11 protein-coding genes are annotated in these 15706 nt (G+C 72.6%); 7 read left to right on the top strand and 4 right to left on the bottom strand.

All coding sequences use genetic code 11. The features are described from left to right. From ACT4N7_RS20105 to ACT4N7_RS20115, 3 genes are all read left to right on the top strand, one after another. Positions 1-3077 (top strand): type I polyketide synthase (locus tag ACT4N7_RS20105; RefSeq protein WP_444830331.1); only part of this gene is annotated, 3077 nt, incomplete at its 5' end. A gap of 93 nt (positions 3078-3170) precedes the next feature. Beyond that, complete coding sequence (locus ACT4N7_RS20110) at positions 3171-3695, top strand: PH domain-containing protein (protein ID WP_444830332.1); 525 nt, start codon at positions 3171-3173, stop codon at positions 3693-3695. Next, positions 3692-5233, top strand: a complete 1542-nt coding sequence (locus tag ACT4N7_RS20115) for a PH domain-containing protein (protein ID WP_444830333.1) — start codon at positions 3692-3694, stop codon at positions 5231-5233. The genes ACT4N7_RS20110 and ACT4N7_RS20115 overlap by 4 nt, the downstream gene beginning before the upstream one ends. On the opposite strand, the gene ACT4N7_RS20120 is transcribed toward ACT4N7_RS20115, so the two are convergent. From ACT4N7_RS20120 to ACT4N7_RS20130, 3 genes are all read right to left on the bottom strand, one after another. Continuing rightward, positions 5193-6026: a peptidoglycan-binding domain-containing protein gene (locus ACT4N7_RS20120; RefSeq protein WP_444830334.1), complete on the bottom strand. Its 834-nt coding sequence runs from the start codon at positions 6024-6026 to the stop codon at positions 5193-5195. The genes ACT4N7_RS20115 and ACT4N7_RS20120 overlap by 41 nt on opposite strands. A gap of 85 nt (positions 6027-6111) precedes the next feature. Next, the gene (locus ACT4N7_RS20125) at positions 6112-6999 is read right to left on the bottom strand and encodes an extracellular catalytic domain type 1 short-chain-length polyhydroxyalkanoate depolymerase (protein ID WP_444830335.1); all 888 of its coding nucleotides are present in this window, start codon (positions 6997-6999) and stop codon (positions 6112-6114) included. Between the two features lie 77 nt (positions 7000-7076). Continuing rightward, positions 7077-7259, bottom strand: coding sequence for a hypothetical protein (locus tag ACT4N7_RS20130; RefSeq protein ID WP_444830336.1), 183 nt, complete (start codon positions 7257-7259; stop codon positions 7077-7079). Between the two features lie 285 nt (positions 7260-7544). Between ACT4N7_RS20130 and ACT4N7_RS20135 the strand changes: the two genes are divergently transcribed. The 4 genes from ACT4N7_RS20135 to ACT4N7_RS20150 all read left to right on the top strand — a co-directional run bounded on the left by ACT4N7_RS20135 (position 7545) and on the right by ACT4N7_RS20150 (position 14902). After that, positions 7545-10832: a S8 family peptidase gene (locus tag ACT4N7_RS20135; protein WP_444830337.1), complete on the top strand. Its 3288-nt coding sequence runs from the start codon at positions 7545-7547 to the stop codon at positions 10830-10832. 326 nt (positions 10833-11158) lie between these two features. Continuing rightward, positions 11159-12757: an amino acid adenylation domain-containing protein gene (locus ACT4N7_RS20140; protein ID WP_444830338.1), complete on the top strand. Its 1599-nt coding sequence runs from the start codon at positions 11159-11161 to the stop codon at positions 12755-12757. Next, positions 12754-14103: a hypothetical protein gene (locus tag ACT4N7_RS20145; protein WP_444830339.1), complete on the top strand. Its 1350-nt coding sequence runs from the start codon at positions 12754-12756 to the stop codon at positions 14101-14103. Before ACT4N7_RS20140 ends, ACT4N7_RS20145 begins: the two co-directional genes overlap by 4 nt. A 34-nt stretch (positions 14104-14137) precedes the next feature. Further along, positions 14138-14902 (top strand): enoyl-CoA hydratase, encoded by a 765-nt coding sequence (locus ACT4N7_RS20150; RefSeq protein WP_444830340.1) that lies wholly within the window; start codon positions 14138-14140, stop codon positions 14900-14902. Here the strand turns inward: ACT4N7_RS20150 and ACT4N7_RS20155 are convergent. Next, the gene (locus ACT4N7_RS20155) at positions 14889-15701 is read right to left on the bottom strand and encodes an L-histidine N(alpha)-methyltransferase (RefSeq protein WP_444830341.1); all 813 of its coding nucleotides are present in this window, start codon (positions 15699-15701) and stop codon (positions 14889-14891) included. The genes ACT4N7_RS20150 and ACT4N7_RS20155 overlap by 14 nt on opposite strands. Positions 15702-15706: the final 5 nt, after the last annotated feature.

Below are 15706 nucleotides of genomic sequence, written 5' to 3' on the forward strand. Positions count from 1 at the left end.
TTCCGGTGGTGTCGAATGTGACCGGTCGGTTGGCGTCGGCTGGTGAGCTTGGGTCGGCCGAGTACTGGGTTCGGCATGTGCGGGAGACGGTGCGGTTCGGTGATGGTGTTTCCGCGTTGCACGAGGCCGGGGCCAGTGTGTTCGTCGAACTGGGGCCGGATGGGGTGCTCTCGTCGATGGCGGCGGAGTCGTTGCCTGCGGAGGCGGTGGTGGTTCCGTTGCTGCGCAAGGACCGTGGCGAGGAAACGACTGCGGTGATCGCGTTGGCCCGGTTGCATGTGGCGGGTGTTCGGGTGGATTGGGCGCCGGTGTTCGCCGGCACCGGGGCTCGCCGGGTGGATGTGCCGACCTACGCCTTCCAGCGCCAGTTGTACTGGCCGAGTGGCTGGCTCGCCGCAGCGAATGATGTTGCCGCTTCGGGGATGGACGTGGCCGGGCATCCGCTGCTGGGTGCCGCGGTAGAGCTTGCCGGCGGCGACGAGGTGTTGTTCACGAGCAGGTTGTCGGTGCAGTCGCACCCTTGGCTAGCTGACCACCAGGTGTTCGGACGCACGGTGGTGCCGGGCACGGCCCTGCTGGAACTGGCTGTGCGGGCGGGTGACGAGGTCGGCTGTGACGTGGTCGAGGAGCTGACCCTGGCCGCGCCGTTGGTGTTGCCGGAGCAGGGAAGCGTGCAGGTGCAGTTGCGGGTCGGTGCGTCGGACGATGCTGGGCGGCGGGTGCTGGCGGTGCATTCGCGGCCCGCGGGCGTCACGGATGGGCCGTGGACTCAGCACGCGTCCGGTGTGCTCGCCACGGGGCTGGGCGCGGCGGCGGACTTCGACGCCACGGCCTGGCCGCCCGCTGACGCGGAACCGTTGCCCGTTGAGGACTGCTACACCCGGTTCCCCGCTCTCGGGTTCGACTACGGGCCGACGTTCCAGGGGTTGCGGGCGGCCTGGCGACGCGGCGACGACGTGTTCGCCGAGGTGGCGCTGCCCGACGACGTCTCCGGGCAGGGATTCGGCCTGCACCCCGCGCTGCTCGACGCGGCCCTGCACGCCACGATCCTCGCGGGCATGACCGACGCCGACGAACCGGGCGGCAGCGTCGGACTCCCGTTCTCCTGGGAAGGCGTGACACTGCGCGCGGCCGGGGCGTCGACCATCCGAGTGCGACTGTCCATAACAGACCAAGGCAGGACCGCGATCGCCGTGGCGGACACGTCCGGCGCCCCAGTGGCCTCCGTCGCGGCGCTGCTGGTGCGGTCGGTGTCGGTCGACCAACTCGGCGCGGCGACGCCGATCGAGCAGGACGCACTGTTCCACCTGGACTGGACCCGGGCCGCCGTACCCACCGCTGGGCCGGTCTCCGTGGCCTTCGTCGGCGCGGACGTGACCCGCCTCGACCTGGACGACGCCGTACCCGATGTCGTGCTGGTCGAGTTCGGGGCCGAGGGAGCCGACCCGGCGGCCGCCGCGCACACGGCCACGACACGCGCGTTGGCGCTGATGCAGCAGTGGTTGACCGAGCCCCGGTTCGGCGACTCCCGCCTGGTGTTCGCGACCCGGGGCGCGGTGTCCGGTGTGGACCTCGCGGCGGCGGCGGTGTGGGGCCTGGTGCGCTCGGCGCAGAGCGAGCACACGGACCGGTTCGTCCTGCTCGACACCGAAGCCACCGACCTGACACCCGAATTGGTCGGGCAGGTGATCGCCACGGGTGAGCCGCAGGTGCTGGTCCGGGCGGGCACGCTGCTGGCCGCGAGGCTGGCGCGGGTGACGCCCCCCGCCGACGCGCCCGAGGCGACCTGGGGCGAGGACGCGGTCCTGGTCACGGGCGGCACGAGCGGGCTGGGTGCGCTGGTGGCCCGCCATCTCGTTGCCGAGCACGGTGTTCGCGAGCTGCTGCTGGTGAGCAGGCGCGGGTCGGCGGCCGACGGCGTGGCCGACCTGGTCGCCGAGTTGGCCGAACTCGGTGCGGACGCCCACATCGCGGCCTGCGATGTGGCGGACCGGGACGCGGTGGCCGGGCTGCTGGCCGGGCACCGCGTCTCGGCCGTGGTGCACGCGGCGGGCGTGCTGGACGACGGGGTGATCGAATCCCTGACGCCGCAGCGGTTGGCCGCCGTCCTGCGGTCCAAAGTGGACGCCGCGTGGAACCTGCACGAGCTGGTGGGCGAGGTGTCCGCGTTCGTGCTGTTCTCTTCCGTGGCAGGTGTGTTCGGCGCGGCGGGCCAGGGCAACTACGCCGCGGGCAACGCCTTCCTGGACGCGCTGGCCGAGCGCAGGCGCGCGGCCGGGCTGCCCGCGGTGTCGATGGCGTGGGGCCCCTGGGGTCAGGGGGTCGGGATGACCGACGCGCTGGCCGAGGCGGACCTGCGCAGGCTGTCCCGGGCGGGCACGCCGCCGCTGTCGCCCGCGCAGGGCCTCGCCCTGTTCGACGCCGCGCTGACCGGTGCCGCCGCGGTGGTCCCGGTGCGCCTGGATCTGCCGGTCCTGCGTGGACACGGCGAGGTGTCACCCGTGCTGCGCGGGCTGGTCCGCACCCCGGCGCGCCGCCAGGCCGCGGCGGAGGACGCCGCGAACCTGCTGCGCAAGCTGGCCGGACTCGGGCCCGAGGAAGGCGCCGCAGCCCTGCTCGACCTGGTCTGCGAGCAGGTCGCCGCCGTGCTCGGCCACGCCGACGCGGCCGATATCGAGCCTGCCAAACAGTTCCAGGATCTCGGGTTCGACTCGCTGACCGCGGTGGAGTTCCGCAACCGGATGAACATCGTGACCGGTCTGCGGTTGCCCGCCACGCTGCTTTTCGACCACCCGACGCCCGCCGCGCTGGTGGCCTACTTGCGCGACGAACTGGTGTCCGAAGAGGACGGAGCGGACGCCGGGCTGCTGGCCATGCTGGACACCCTGGAGAAGGCCATCGGCGGCGCCGAGGTCGACGACACGGTGTACAAGCAGGTGGCGGGCAGGCTGGAGGTGCTGCGGGCGAAGTGGGCGACCACCCGCGACGACGCCGCCGCCGCGGCCGAGTTCGACTTCGACACCGCGTCCGACGACGAGCTGTTCTCCCGCCTCGACGACGAACTCGGCCTCGACTGACCCGCCGGAAGGAGTCCCCACCCCGTCGCCCGATCGGCCAAACTGGCTAAGGACCGGGGGACCACCTAGACCAGTAGGTGGTTTCATGTGGACATGACTGAGGCAACTCGGACCCGAGCGACCCCGGCCCCGACGCCGCGCCTTCGCCCGCCGCACAACCAGGTCGAACCCCGCGCGGTCGGCTGGTGGGCCACGCAGTCGGCGCTGGCGTTCGGCGGGCTGGCGATTCCCCTGCTGATCGTCGGGCTGACCCTGCCGCCCACCAGGCCGTGGGTGTTCATCGGTGCCGCTCTCGCCGTGGTCGTCGGGCTGGTGGATGCCCTTGTGGTGTCCCGGATCCGCTACCGGGTGCACCGCTGGGAGGTCACCGACGACGCCGTCTACGTGCGCCGGGGCTGGTTCTGGCAGGAATGGCGGGTCGCGCCGATGTCCCGCATCCAGACCGTCGACACCATCCGCGGCCCGCTGGAGCAGGCCTTTCGGCTCGCCACGGTCACCGTCACCACCGCGTCCGCCAAGGGCGCCCTCAAGATCCAGGGTCTGGACCACGAGCAGGCCGAGGAATTGGTCGAACGGCTGACCGAGGCCACCCAGGCCACGCCCGGGGACGCGACGTGACCGCGGAAGCCGGGCAGTGGCAGCGCTACGACCGGCGGACCCTCTGGCTCACCGCGCTGTACCTGGTCGGGTTCGTCGTGCTCGCCGGGACCCCGACGACGATCGCCCTGCTGTACACCGATCTCCCCGGCTGGATGCTGGCGCTCATCGTCGGCGGCGGCGCGGTGGTGCTGATCGGCGGCGGCGTGCTGATCGACCTCGTGCGCTGGTGGTACGCCGAGTACCGGCTCACCGACCAGCGGGTGGAGTACCGGTTCACGCTGCTGTTCCGCACGCACAAGTCCGTCCCGCGCGACCGCGTGCGCACGGTGGACACCAACGCGACCATCGCGCACCGGGTGCTCGGCCTGGTCCGGGTGAAGATCGGTACCGGGCAGCAGAACATGGCGGGCGAGGTCATCACCCTCGACCCGGTTTCCCGTGCCACCGCGGAGAAGCTGCGCACCGCGCTGCTGCACCGCGACGCGACCGACGAGGATGACGAGCAGACGCTGGCGTCGATGCGCTGGTCCTGGCTGCGCTACGCCCCGATCTCGGTCACCACCCCGATCCTGGGCGCCGCGGCCTTCGGCGCCGCGCTGCAGATCGCCGACTGGTTCAACCTGCAGGGTGCCGCGATCGACTTCGTCCGAGGCATCTTCCGCGACCTGCCGCTGCCGCAACTGCTCGGCCTGCTGGTCGCGGTGGGCCTGCTGCTCGGCGTGATCGGGTCGCTGGGGCTGTGGGTCGAACTGTGGTGGTCCTACCGCCTCACCCGCGAGTCCGGCACGCTGCTCGTGCGCCGCGGCCTGCTCACCACGCGCTCGCTGAGCGTGGAGGAGCGCAGGCTGCGCGGCGTGGAACTGGTGGAACCGCTCGGCGCCCGGCTCTCCGGCGCGGCCAGGGTGGACGCCGTGGCCAGCGGTCTGCGCACACGGATCGAGGAGGAGCGCAACGACCCGCGCACGCTGCTGCCGGTCGCGCCCCGGGCGGTCGCGCACGCGGTCGCCGCGGCCATCCTGCGCGAGGACATCACGCCCACCGAGTCGGTTCGGCTCGTCGCCCACCCGCGCGTCGCGCGCAGGCGCAGGCTGGTGTGGGCCGTGTCGGCGGTGGCGGGCGGCTCGGGGCTGCTGGCACTGCTCGGCGTGCTGCTGACCGACGTGCTGCTGCACCTGGCCTGGATCTCCGCGGCCGTGGGGCTGCCGATCGCCGTCGCGCTCGCGCTCGACGCCTACCGCAACCTCGGCCACGGCATCACCGGTCGGTACCTGGTGGCCCGGCGCGGTTCCGTGCGCCGCAGCACCGTCGCCCTCGTCCGCGACGGTGTGATCGGCTGGACGGTGACCAGTTCCCCGATGCAGCGCCGCGCCGGCCTGGTCACGCTGGCCGCCACTAGCGCCGCGGGCACAGGTGCCTACCTCATCCCGGACGTCGACGAAGGCGAGGGACTCGCCTTCGCCGACACCGCGGTCCCCGATGTGCTGGCGCAGTTCCTGGTCTACGACGACGCGGGGGTCAGTTCGCCCGCTGGTACTCCTCCCACGTCACCTTCGTGACCGCGGGGCCGTCGTCGGGGGCGCGGTTGGCCAGGCCGTTGTAGCCGAGGTAGTAGTCGCCGGACTGGTGGTAGGCGCCGGTCGACTGGTCGGGGTCGGCGAGCGCGATGGCGTGGATGTGGTAGCCCCAGTCGCCCTGGGCGGGGGTGCGGACCCAGGCGGCGAAGCCGACCTGGCGCAGCGCGCGGGCGGCGTTGGTGCGGGTGGTGCTCGACATGCCCGACACCGAGATGTCGAGGGCGCCGCCGCCGTCGTGGGTACCCGCGGACGCCGGGGTGCCGCCTGCGTTGTAGGAGCCCTGGGTGACGCCGAACGACGTGCCGAAGCGGCGTTCGGCCTCGACGAGCATCGCCTTGGTGCGGGTGTTCATCAGCTTGCCGTGGTAGGTGACCTTGCTGCCCGCGGACACCAGTTTCACCACGGTGTAGCGCTGCTCGCCGAGGGTGCGCAGCGAGGTCGGGCCCGGCAGCCCGGAGGCGTCGATGCCGGTGTAGCCGAGGGAGCGCTGGTAGGCGGCGTAGGCGTCGATGGTCCGGGTGCCGAAGTGGCCGTCGGCGTAGGAACTCGCGAGCAGCCCCTTGGCCGCCAGCGCCTGCTCCACGAGCAGCACGCTCGGCTTGCTGCCCGGGGTGATCGCGCTGTCGGCGCGGCGCGGGTCGATCTGGGCGGCCTTGAGCACCGCCTCCATGTCGACGGTCGGCAGCGCCTGGACCTCCGCCGCGGCGGGGAACCCGATCAGGACGGTGAGGACTGCCAGGAGCGCGATGACGATTCGGCTGACGGGTTTGCGCATGACGCCTCCCTGTGGACGGATGCGCCAGTCAACCGCGGCGACAACCAACCTGACTAGGGCACATCAGGTGAATTTGGGACGGAGATCAGCCGGGCCGGGGGTGCGCGGCGAAGAACCGCCACAGCGCGTCGGTCGCGGCGAACTCGGTCGACGGCGCGTCGAGCCCGAGTACCCGGCGGGCCACCGGGTTGTCCTGGCCGCCCGGCCACTGGTGGCTCGCACCCTCGATGACGACCAGGTCGACCGACCGTCCGTCGGCGCAGGCCGCGCTCGACGTGGTGATCGCGCCCGCGGTGTCGACCACCGGTTCGGCGCACCGGCCAACCGCGCGCCACCCGGCGACCACCTCGGGCACGGGTGGGCCGTCGATCCGGGCGACACCCTCGCCCACGCCGCCGTCGAACCGGACGTTGCGGTCGGCGGAGCCGTGCACAGCCAGCACCGACACCGGCGCCGGGTCGCGGCACTCGCCGAGGCGGGTCGCGGCGACCGGGCCGATCGCGGCGAACACGTCGGTGTCGCAGGCGAGCCGGTAGGCCAGCATGCCGCCGTTGGAGATGCCGGTGGCGTAGATCCGCGCCCGGTCGACCGGCACCGCGGCAGCCACCTGGTCGACCACGGCGGTGACGAACGCGACGTCGTCGGTGCCGTCGCGGCCGGGTGAGCCGCAGCAGCCGCCGCCGACCGACCAGGCTCGATCGCGGCCCTCGGGGTAGACGGCCAGGAAGCCCGCCGCGTCCGCGCGCTCGTCCCAGCCGGTCGAGCGCGCGACCTGGTCGGGGTCGCCGAACCCGCCGTGCAGCACCACGACCAGCGGCGCCGGGTCGGCGAGTCCGGCGGGCCGGTGAATCCGAAAGGACCGGTCGGCGCCCAGCTCACGGGTCGAGGTGCCGACCGGAATCCCGTCCGCGGTAATGGAAGTAGTGCACCCGGCGAGCAGGAGCGCGGCCAGCGCCGCGGCGATTGTCCGCACGCGTCGAGCCTAATGACCCCGGCCCGCGGCGGAAACCGCCCTTACCGAACCCGAACAGTCCACTGCGGACACCCCGGCTACCGGCGCAGGCTCCAGCGGCGGTTGCCGTTGCGGCTACTCGCGCCGATGCCCGCGAGGTGTAAGGCCAGGCACAGCAGCCCGGCGGTCACCACCGTGCTGACGCCGATTCCCAGCGCGGCGTCGGCCAGATCCATGATGATGGCGATGGCGAAGAGGACAGCGGCGACGATGGCGAGCATGGGGTTCCTCCCGGACGAAGGGGTGTCATCCGGGGAATACCCCGTGCGGGCCGGAGTGAAGCCCCGGACGTGCGCCAGGATGACCTCGGCGCCGCCGGGACTCGCTGTCCCGTTGGCCACGCGTGCGGTTCGCAGCGACCGTCCGAGCGCCGGCCGACGCGCCCCTGCTCGAACCGCTGACCCCGCTGGTCTGCTTCGGCAGACAGGTCCCACCGTTCGGATCTTGACTTCGCGGTCGGCTCTGCTCTTGCCTGAGAGCAGGCGCTCGGGGGTCGGGAGGACGCGGTGACGGTCGTCGGGAAGCTGTCCGCACTGGTGTCCGCGGCGGCGGTCGCGCTGCTCGGGTGGGCGGTGCCCGTCCAGGCCGACGCGGCGCCGGACGCGGGCGGCTACCTCGGCGCCGTCACGCTGGTCACCGGAGACCGCGTGACGCTCCGGCAGGTGGGGCGACGGCTGGTCCCGGCGGTCGAGCCGGGCCCCGGCCGCGGCCACCTCCAGTTCGCCACCGCGGGACGCGGCGCCGAGCTGCTGGTCGTGCCCGCCGACGCGTGGACGCGGGTCCAGGCGGGCCAGGTCGATCGGCGCCTGTTCGACGTCGCCGGGCTGATCCGCGCGGGCTACGGCGACGAGGACAGCGCGGACCTGCCGCTGATCGTGCCCGCGGGCACCGTCGCCGCGTCCGGGCCCGATCTGTCCACAATGGACTTGCGGGCCACCCGGCTGCCGAAGGCCGACGCCGTCGACTTCTGGAACACCGTGCGGGGCAAGGGAATGCTCACCCAGGGCGCCGACCGGATCTGGCTCGACGGCCTGCGCACACCGAGCCTCGATGTCAGCGTTCGCCAGATCGGCGCCCCGATCGCCTGGGAGAGCGGCTATACCGGCGCGGGCGTCAAGGTCGCGGTGCTCGACACCGGCGCCGACACGACCCATCCCGACCTGCGCGGCCGGGTGGCCGCGGCGCGCGACTTCGTCGGCGACCCGACCTCGGTGGACGAGGACGGGCACGGCACCCACGTCGCGTCCACCATCGCCGGGTCCGGCCGGGCGTCGGACGGCAAGTACGCGGGCGTGGCGCCCGGCGCGCGGCTGCTGATCGGCAAGGTGTGCGGGCGGCGGGGCTGCCCGGAGTCGGCGATCCTCGCGGGGATGGCGTGGGCGGTCCAGTCGGGCGCGAAGGTGGTCAACCTGAGCCTCGGCGGCCCTGACACCGATGCGGACGACCTGCTCGAAACCGCCGTCGACCAGCTCAGCGCCGCGCACGGCACGCTGTTCGTGGTCGCCGCGGGCAACGACGGCGGCTACGGCGCGGAGACGGTGTCCTCCCCGGCCAGCGCCGACGCCGCGCTCGCGGTGGGGGCCGTGGACCGCGACGACGCGCTCGCGCGCTTCTCCGCCCGCGGGCCGCGCGTGCGCGACGCCGCGCTCAAGCCCGAGATCGTGGCGCCCGGGGTCGACATCACCGCCGCGCGGTCGCGGTTCTCCGACCGCGGCAAGCGGGGCGAGAAGTACACCAAGCTCAGCGGCACGTCGATGGCCACGCCGCACGTCGCGGGGGCGGCGGCGATCCTCGCCCAGCGCCACCCCGACTGGACCGGACACCAGCTCAAGGCCGGGCTGATGGCCTCGGCCGCGCCGATCGCCGACGCGGGTGGCTACGAGCAGGGCGCGGGCCGGGTCGACGTCGCCCGGGCGGTAGTCCAAACCGGATACGCCGAGCCCGCCGCGGTGTCGATGGGCAGGCAGTCCTGGCCGCACGACGACGACCCGCTGCGCACCGAAACCGTGTCCTACCACAACACCGGCGACGCGCCCCTGACGCTTCGGCTGTCCCTCACCACCGCCGGACCGGACCGGGAACCCGCGCCGGAGGGCATGTTCCGTCTGTCCGCCACCGAGATCGTGGTCCCGCCGCACGGGCGGGCGGGCGTCGAGGTCACGGTGGACACGAGTGTTCCCGCGGCCGAGGGCGCGTTCAGCGCGCGCGTCCTCGCCGAGAGCGGCGCGGTGCGGATGACCACCCCGATCGCCGTGGACCGGGAACCGGAGAGCTACGACCTGACGCTGCGCACCGTCGACGGCAACGGCGAACTGACCGACTACGCCTTCGCGCTGGTGTTCGGCGTGGACCTCGACCGCTACCGCCCGGTCGCCACCGTCGGCGGCGCCGGCACCGTGCGGGTCCGCAAGGGGCGCTACCACGTCGACGCCGTCATCGGCACGCTGCGCCCGGACGGCGTGAGTGCCAACTCGCACAAGGTGGTCCACCCGACCGTCGACGTCGCCGCCGACACCACGGTCGTGCTCGACGCCGCGGCCGCGCGGCCGATCACGGTGGCCTTCGGCCGCCCGGGCGTGCTGCCCAAGGCGGTCGGCGCGGGCTACGGCCGGACCACCGCGAGCGGCACCCTGTTCACCGGCGTGCTGGGCGACACCTTCGAGCGGATCTTCATCGGGCAGGTCGGTGATCCGCTGCCGGAGGAGGAGTTCGTCGCCGACATCGGCGGTGTGTGGGCCGTTCCCGACCGCCACGGCGACTTCACCGCGGCCCCGGTGACCTACAACCTGGCCTGGTTCGACTACGGCGGGCTGCCCGCCGGGTTCGCCAGGACCGTCGCGGACGCCGACCTCGCCGAGGTCGCCACCACCTACCGGGAGCAGACGAATCGCCGTGGTGGCACCAAGTTGTGGATCGCCAGGGAACCGCGGTTCGACACCGCGAACGGGTACGGCATCGCCCTGCGGCTGCCGCTGACCCGCACCGAGTACCACAACGTGGACGACGTGCGGTGGTCGGCGGAGTTCCAGCAGTGGCGGACGGAGCGCAAGTCCGTGCACACCGAGTCCGTGATCCGCGGCGGCGAGGTCGACCACCAGCCCGGCCAGTCCGCTGTGGAGGAGTGGAACTCGGCGGTGTTCGGCCCGGCCCTCGCGGGCGGCGACTGGGCGAGCCGGTCCCAGGACACCTTGTCCCTGGCCGTCCCGATGTACGGCGACGCGGGCGTCGGCCGGTCCGGGCAGTCCGATGTGGACTCCGCGAAGACCGTGCTGTACCGGGACGGGGTCAAGCTCGGCGAGACCGAACTGGCCGGTCAGGGGTCGTTCGAGGTGCCGCCGGAGAGCGCCAGCTACACGCTGGAGACCACCGCGCGGCGCAGCCGGGTCTCGATGTTCTCCACCGAGATCACCTGTGTGTGGACGTTCACCTCGGCGCGGCCCGAGGGCTCCCGGGCGAAGGGCGGCACGCCGCTGCCGCTGCTGGCGGTCCGGTTCGCGCCGCCCGGACTCGACGACCGCAACCGGGTCCGCGCCGAGTCGGTCCGGGTGCCCGTCACCGTGCAGCGGCTGTCCCGCGCCGCCCCGGTCTCGATCACCGAGCTGACCGTGTCCGCCTCGTACGACGACGGCCGGACCTGGCGACCGGTCCCGGTCACGCGGGCGCCCGGCGCCGACGTCGCGACGGCCGAGATCGACCACCCGCGCTCGGCCAGGTACGTGTCGCTGCGCGCCACGGCCACCGACTCCGCGGGCGACGCCGTCGAGCAGACCGTGCTGCGCGCCTACGGGGTCTAGGCCGTGTCCCGTGGATCATGGCGGCGCTATTCGCGCCCGGATGGCCCCTGGCGGCGTTGCCGCAACGCCCGAGTACAACCCGGTACGAGAGACGTCGCGGCGCCTTGCCAGGAACCACCCGGATCACGAATCCCACCACCATGATCCACGGGACACGACCTAGTCCGCGCCGGTCAGCCGGTTGTCCATTGTAGAGCGTCAAGCCCGGCAAATGTCACGAAAAGATAACAACGCCCTGTGTGGTGAACCGAACACCACCCGCAGGCTTTCTCTGTATGGGACCGAGCGTCCCCGTTCGTGGCAGCGCACCAGGGAGGACGCGACGCATGCCTGAGGAGCCGATCGAGCCGTGCCATCCGCCAGCCGACCCGGCGTGGTCGACGCCCCGGCTGGCCACACTGTCCACAGCGGACCGTCACCTGTTCCGGCTTTTCGGGCAGGGACAACGGGTTCCCGTGCCGCACGTCGGCATCCACCACGCGATCGAGGCGCGCGCCGCGGCCGACCCGGACGCCGTCGCCGCTGAACACCTTGGCACGTCGATCACCTACGGCGAGCTGGACCGGCAGGCGAACCGGCTCGCGACCCGGCTGGGCGAGTGCGGTGTGCGCCCCGGCGACAACGTCGCGCTGTTCGTCCAGCGCTCGATTCCCCTGCTGGTGGGCATTCTGGCCACGCTCAAGGCGGGCGCCGCCTACGTGCCGCAGGATGTCGTCGTCGCTCCCGAGGCGCAGTTGCGGCACATCATGGACGTCGCCGCCACCAAGGTGGTGCTGACGCTGTCGCACCTGTCCCACCTGGTTCCGGCTCGCACTGGCCACCTTCGCGTCGAGATCGACACCGTGATGGCCGAGCCCCGCCGGGATCTGCCCACCTACCAACCGATCCGCCCCGTCCGCCGCGACGACGGGTGCTACGTGCTGTTCACCTCGGGCACCACGGGCAGGCCCAACGGCGTGACCGTCACCCACGGCAATGTCGGCAACATCCTGCTCACCGAACCCGGCGATCTCGGTATGCGCCCCGGGCTGCGGGTCGGGCAGATCCTCAACATCTCCTTCGACATGGCCGCCTGGGAGATCCTCGGCTGCCTCGCTCACGGTGCGACACTGGTCATCCGCGGCAAGGACATCACCGAGACCGCCGCCGATGTGGACGTTCTCATTGCCACACCGACGATCCTGAGCACGATCGACCCCGGCCGGTGCGGCCGGGTGCGGGTCGTCGCGGTCGCGGGGGAGCCCTGCCCGCGACAGTTGGCCGACCGGTGGGCCCGGTTCTGCACGTTCTACAACTCCTGTGGTCCAACGGAGACGACCATCGTGAACACCATGCGGCGCCACGATCCGGCGGCCGCGCTGCTCACCATCGGCCGCCCGACGCCGAACAACACCGTGTACGTGCTCGACGAGCGCGGCCTGCCCTGCGCGCTCGGCGAGACCGGCGAGATGTGGGCGGGCGGCGACTGTGTCTCGGCGGGCTACCTGGGCAATCCAGACCTGACGGCGCAGCGCTACCAGCCCGACCCCTTCCTCGGCGGCGGGCGGCTGATGTTCCGCACCCGCGATCTCGGCCGGTGGACCCCGGACGGCGAACTCGAACACCTCGGCCGGACCGACGACCAGGTCAAGATCCGCGGCTTCCGGGTGGAACTGGACTCGGTGTCGGCGGTGCTGGAGGCCACGCACGGCTGCGCCCGCGCGGTCACGCTCAAGGTGGACGACCGCACGCTGGTGTCCTTTATGGCCCCCGCGCAGGTCGACCCGGACGCGGCCAGGGACGCCGTCGCGGCCGCGCTGCCGTACTACTGCGTGCCGTCGGCGGTGTACTCACTGGCCGCGCTTCCGTTGACCCGCAACGGAAAGGTCGACAAGGCCGCGCTGCTGCGGCTCGCCGCCGCGGGCCGGGTGGAGGTCGCGGCATGACGCTCGCCCCCGAGATCGACCGGACGGCCGCGCCCGCCGACGTCGACATCGTGCTGCCACCGCGGACTTCCTGGCCGCGCCGGGTCGGCAAGCATCCGCGTCTCATGCACTACAACCGGCTGATCGCGTTGGTGCTGCTCGCGAACGCGGGCCTGCTCTGGCACAGCCTCGGCCGGGGCGACTGGTGGTCGGCGGACGGCGTCGCGCTGGCGGCCGTGTCCAACGCGGCCCTGGCGAACTTCGCGCTCGCCATCGTGATCCGCCAGCAGTACGTGGTCAACCTGCTGTTCTGGCTCGCCACCAGGGCGCCGACGAGCTGGCCGCTGAAGGTGCGCTGGCCGCTGGCCAAGGTCTACCACTTCGGCGGTCTGCACGTCGGCGGCGCCATGGCCGGCACCCTGTGGTTCCTCGCTTCCGTTGGGGCGCAGACCTATCACGCCGCGAGAGGTCTCGATGGCGGGTCGACCGGCACGCTGGTGGTGTCCTATGTCCTCATAGGACTCCTGCTGGCGATCGTGGCGACCGCGGTCCCGCCGTTCCGCGCGCGGTTCCACGACCACTTCGAGCAGGCGCACCGGTTCGGCGGCTGGGCCGCGCTGGCGCTGTTCTGGACGCAGACCGTACTGTCCATTCGCGACCAGGGCGGGCCGCTGTTCGCCGCGCCCGCCACGTGGGTGCTCGTCGGGGTGACGGTCAGCATCGCGCTGCCGTGGCTGCGGCTGCGCAAGGTCTCGGTGCGGATCGAGCGGCCGTCGTCGCATGTGGCGTTGGCGCACTTCGACCACGGCGTCACGCCGTTCGCCGGGTCCTCGACCGCGATCAGCCGCAACCCGCTGCGGGAGTGGCATTCCTTCGCCAACGTGCCCGCGCCGGGCAGGTCGGGGTTCCGGCTGACCATCTCCCGCGCGGGCGACTGGACCGGCCGGTTCATCGACGACGCGCCGGAGAAGGTGTGGGTCAAGGGCATCACCACGGCCGGGGTGGCCAACATCGAGACGCTGTTCACCAAGGTGATCTACGTGGCCACCGGCAGCGGGATCGGGCCGTGCCTGCCGCACCTGCTGGCCGCGCGGGTGCCGTCCCGGCTGGTCTGGGCGACCCGCGCGCCGCGCACCACCTACGGCGACGAGCTGGTGGACGAGATCCTGGCCGTGCAGCCCGACGCGGTCATCTGGGACACCTCCAGCCACGGGAAGCCCGACATGGTCAAGCTCGCCTACGCCGCGTACCGTGACTTCGGCGCCGAGGCCGTGATCTGCATCTCGAACAAGAAGCTTACCTGGCAGGTGGTGCACGGCATGGAGTGCCTCGGCATTCCGGCCTACGGGGCGATCTGGGACTCCTGACACGTCCACTGTGTACTGTCCATAAGGAGACGCCGTGAACCTGAAGATCGAGCGGACCGGCCGCGTGGTCACCGTGCGGTTGCACCGGCCCGAGGTCCTCAACGCGCTCAGCACCGAACTGCTCGACGAGTTGATGACCGCGCTTCGGCCGCTGGACCGCGACCCCGACGTCGGTTGCTTCCTCATCACCGGCTCCGACCGGGCGTTCGCCGCGGGCGCGGACATCGGCGAGATGGCGCCCAAGTCCGCTGTGGACATGTTCGTCGAGGACTTCTTCGCAGGCTGGGACGAGTTCGCGGCGCTGCGCACCCCGAAGATCGCCGCCGTGGCGGGCTACGCGCTGGGCGGCGGGTGCGAGCTGGCGATGATGTGCGACTTCATCATCGCCGCCGACAACGCCAGGTTCGGGCAGCCGGAGATCAAGCTGGGCGTCATCCCCGGCATCGGCGGCACGCAGCGGCTCACCGGGCTGGTCGGCAAGGCCAAGGCGATGGATCTCATCCTCACCGGCAGGCTGATGGACGCCGAGGAGGCCGAGCGCTGCGGTCTCGTCGCCCGGGTCGTCCCGGCCGACCGGCTGCTGGCCGAGGCCACCGCGGCGGCCACAACCGTTGCCTCGTACAGCAAACCGGCCACCATGGTGGCCCGCGAGGCCGTCGACCGGGCCCTGGAGGTCGGCCTCGCCGACGGGCTGCTGTTCGAGCGGCGCACCTTCCACGCCCTGTTCGCCACCGACGACCAGACCGAGGGCATGCGCGCGTTCCTGGACAAGCGCCCGCCCCGGTTCACCGGCCGCTGACGGCGAGGGCCTTGAAGAATGTGTAGTGGAAGGTTCCGCCGTCGGCCGCGGTTCGGCGCAGGTCCGCGATTCCCTGGTCCCAGTCCGCGGGCGTGGTCAGGCCTGCGGCCAGGGCCTCGTCCCGGACCGACTCGACCATCGCGGTGAAGGTGTTGCGGGTGAAGCCCTCGACCAGCGCGGGCCGGGTCCGGTCGGCGTAGACGGTCCGGGGGCGGACCACGACGTCGCGGTACCCGGCGGCGGCGAGCAGTGGTTGCAGCCGCCGACCGAGCAGCGCGTCGCCGCCCGCGGCCGCCTGCAGCCGGACCAGGCAGTCGATCGCCGCGCGGGCGTGGGCGCTGTCCGGGTGGAAGATCGCCGAGCCGTGGTCGCCCTCGATCACGGTGATCGTGCCCCCGGGCCGCAGCACCCGCCGCAGCCCGGCCAGCGCCCGTTCGGGGTCCGCCAGGTGCTCCAGGACGAAGCACACGAACAGGTGGTCGAAGGACGCGTCGGCGAACGGCAGGTCGGCCAGGTCCGCCTGCCGCCACCGCACCTGAGCGTCCGGTGCGTGCGCCGCCACGCGGGCTTGCGCCTGCGCGAGCGAGTCGGCGGAGATGTCGACCGCGACGAGGCGCGCGTGCGGGCTGGCTGTCACCAGGTGCACCGTCTGCGCGCCGACCCCGCAACCGACCTCCAGCACCCGGCTGCCCGCCGGGAACGCCGTGCCCGCGTGCAGCAGCGTCGCGAGTGTGTCGGCCTGGTCGCTCAGCCTGCGGGCCTCGCCCGCGGAGTAGCCGTGCACGTACGCGGTGTCCATGGGGC

It is taken from the genome of Actinokineospora sp. (assembly GCF_052390155.1).
Lineage (GTDB): Bacteria > Actinomycetota > Actinomycetes > Mycobacteriales > Pseudonocardiaceae > Actinokineospora.

What these genes read in the sequence shown, in the direction of transcription:
- ACT4N7_RS20110 (WP_444830332.1), top strand. Translation starts at nt 3,171, where the DNA reads ATGACTGAGGCAACTCGGACCCGAGCGACCCCGGCCCCGACGCCGCGC.
- ACT4N7_RS20120 (WP_444830334.1), bottom strand. Translation starts at nt 6,026, where the DNA reads ATGCGCAAACCCGTCAGCCGAATCGTCATCGCGCTCCTGGCAGTCCTC.
- ACT4N7_RS20130 (WP_444830336.1), bottom strand. Translation starts at nt 7,259, where the DNA reads ATGCTCGCCATCGTCGCCGCTGTCCTCTTCGCCATCGCCATCATCATG.
- ACT4N7_RS20140 (WP_444830338.1), top strand. Translation starts at nt 11,159, where the DNA reads ATGCCTGAGGAGCCGATCGAGCCGTGCCATCCGCCAGCCGACCCGGCG.
- ACT4N7_RS20145 (WP_444830339.1), top strand. Translation starts at nt 12,754, where the DNA reads ATGACGCTCGCCCCCGAGATCGACCGGACGGCCGCGCCCGCCGACGTC.
- ACT4N7_RS20155 (WP_444830341.1), bottom strand. Translation starts at nt 15,701, where the DNA reads ATGGACACCGCGTACGTGCACGGCTACTCCGCGGGCGAGGCCCGCAGG.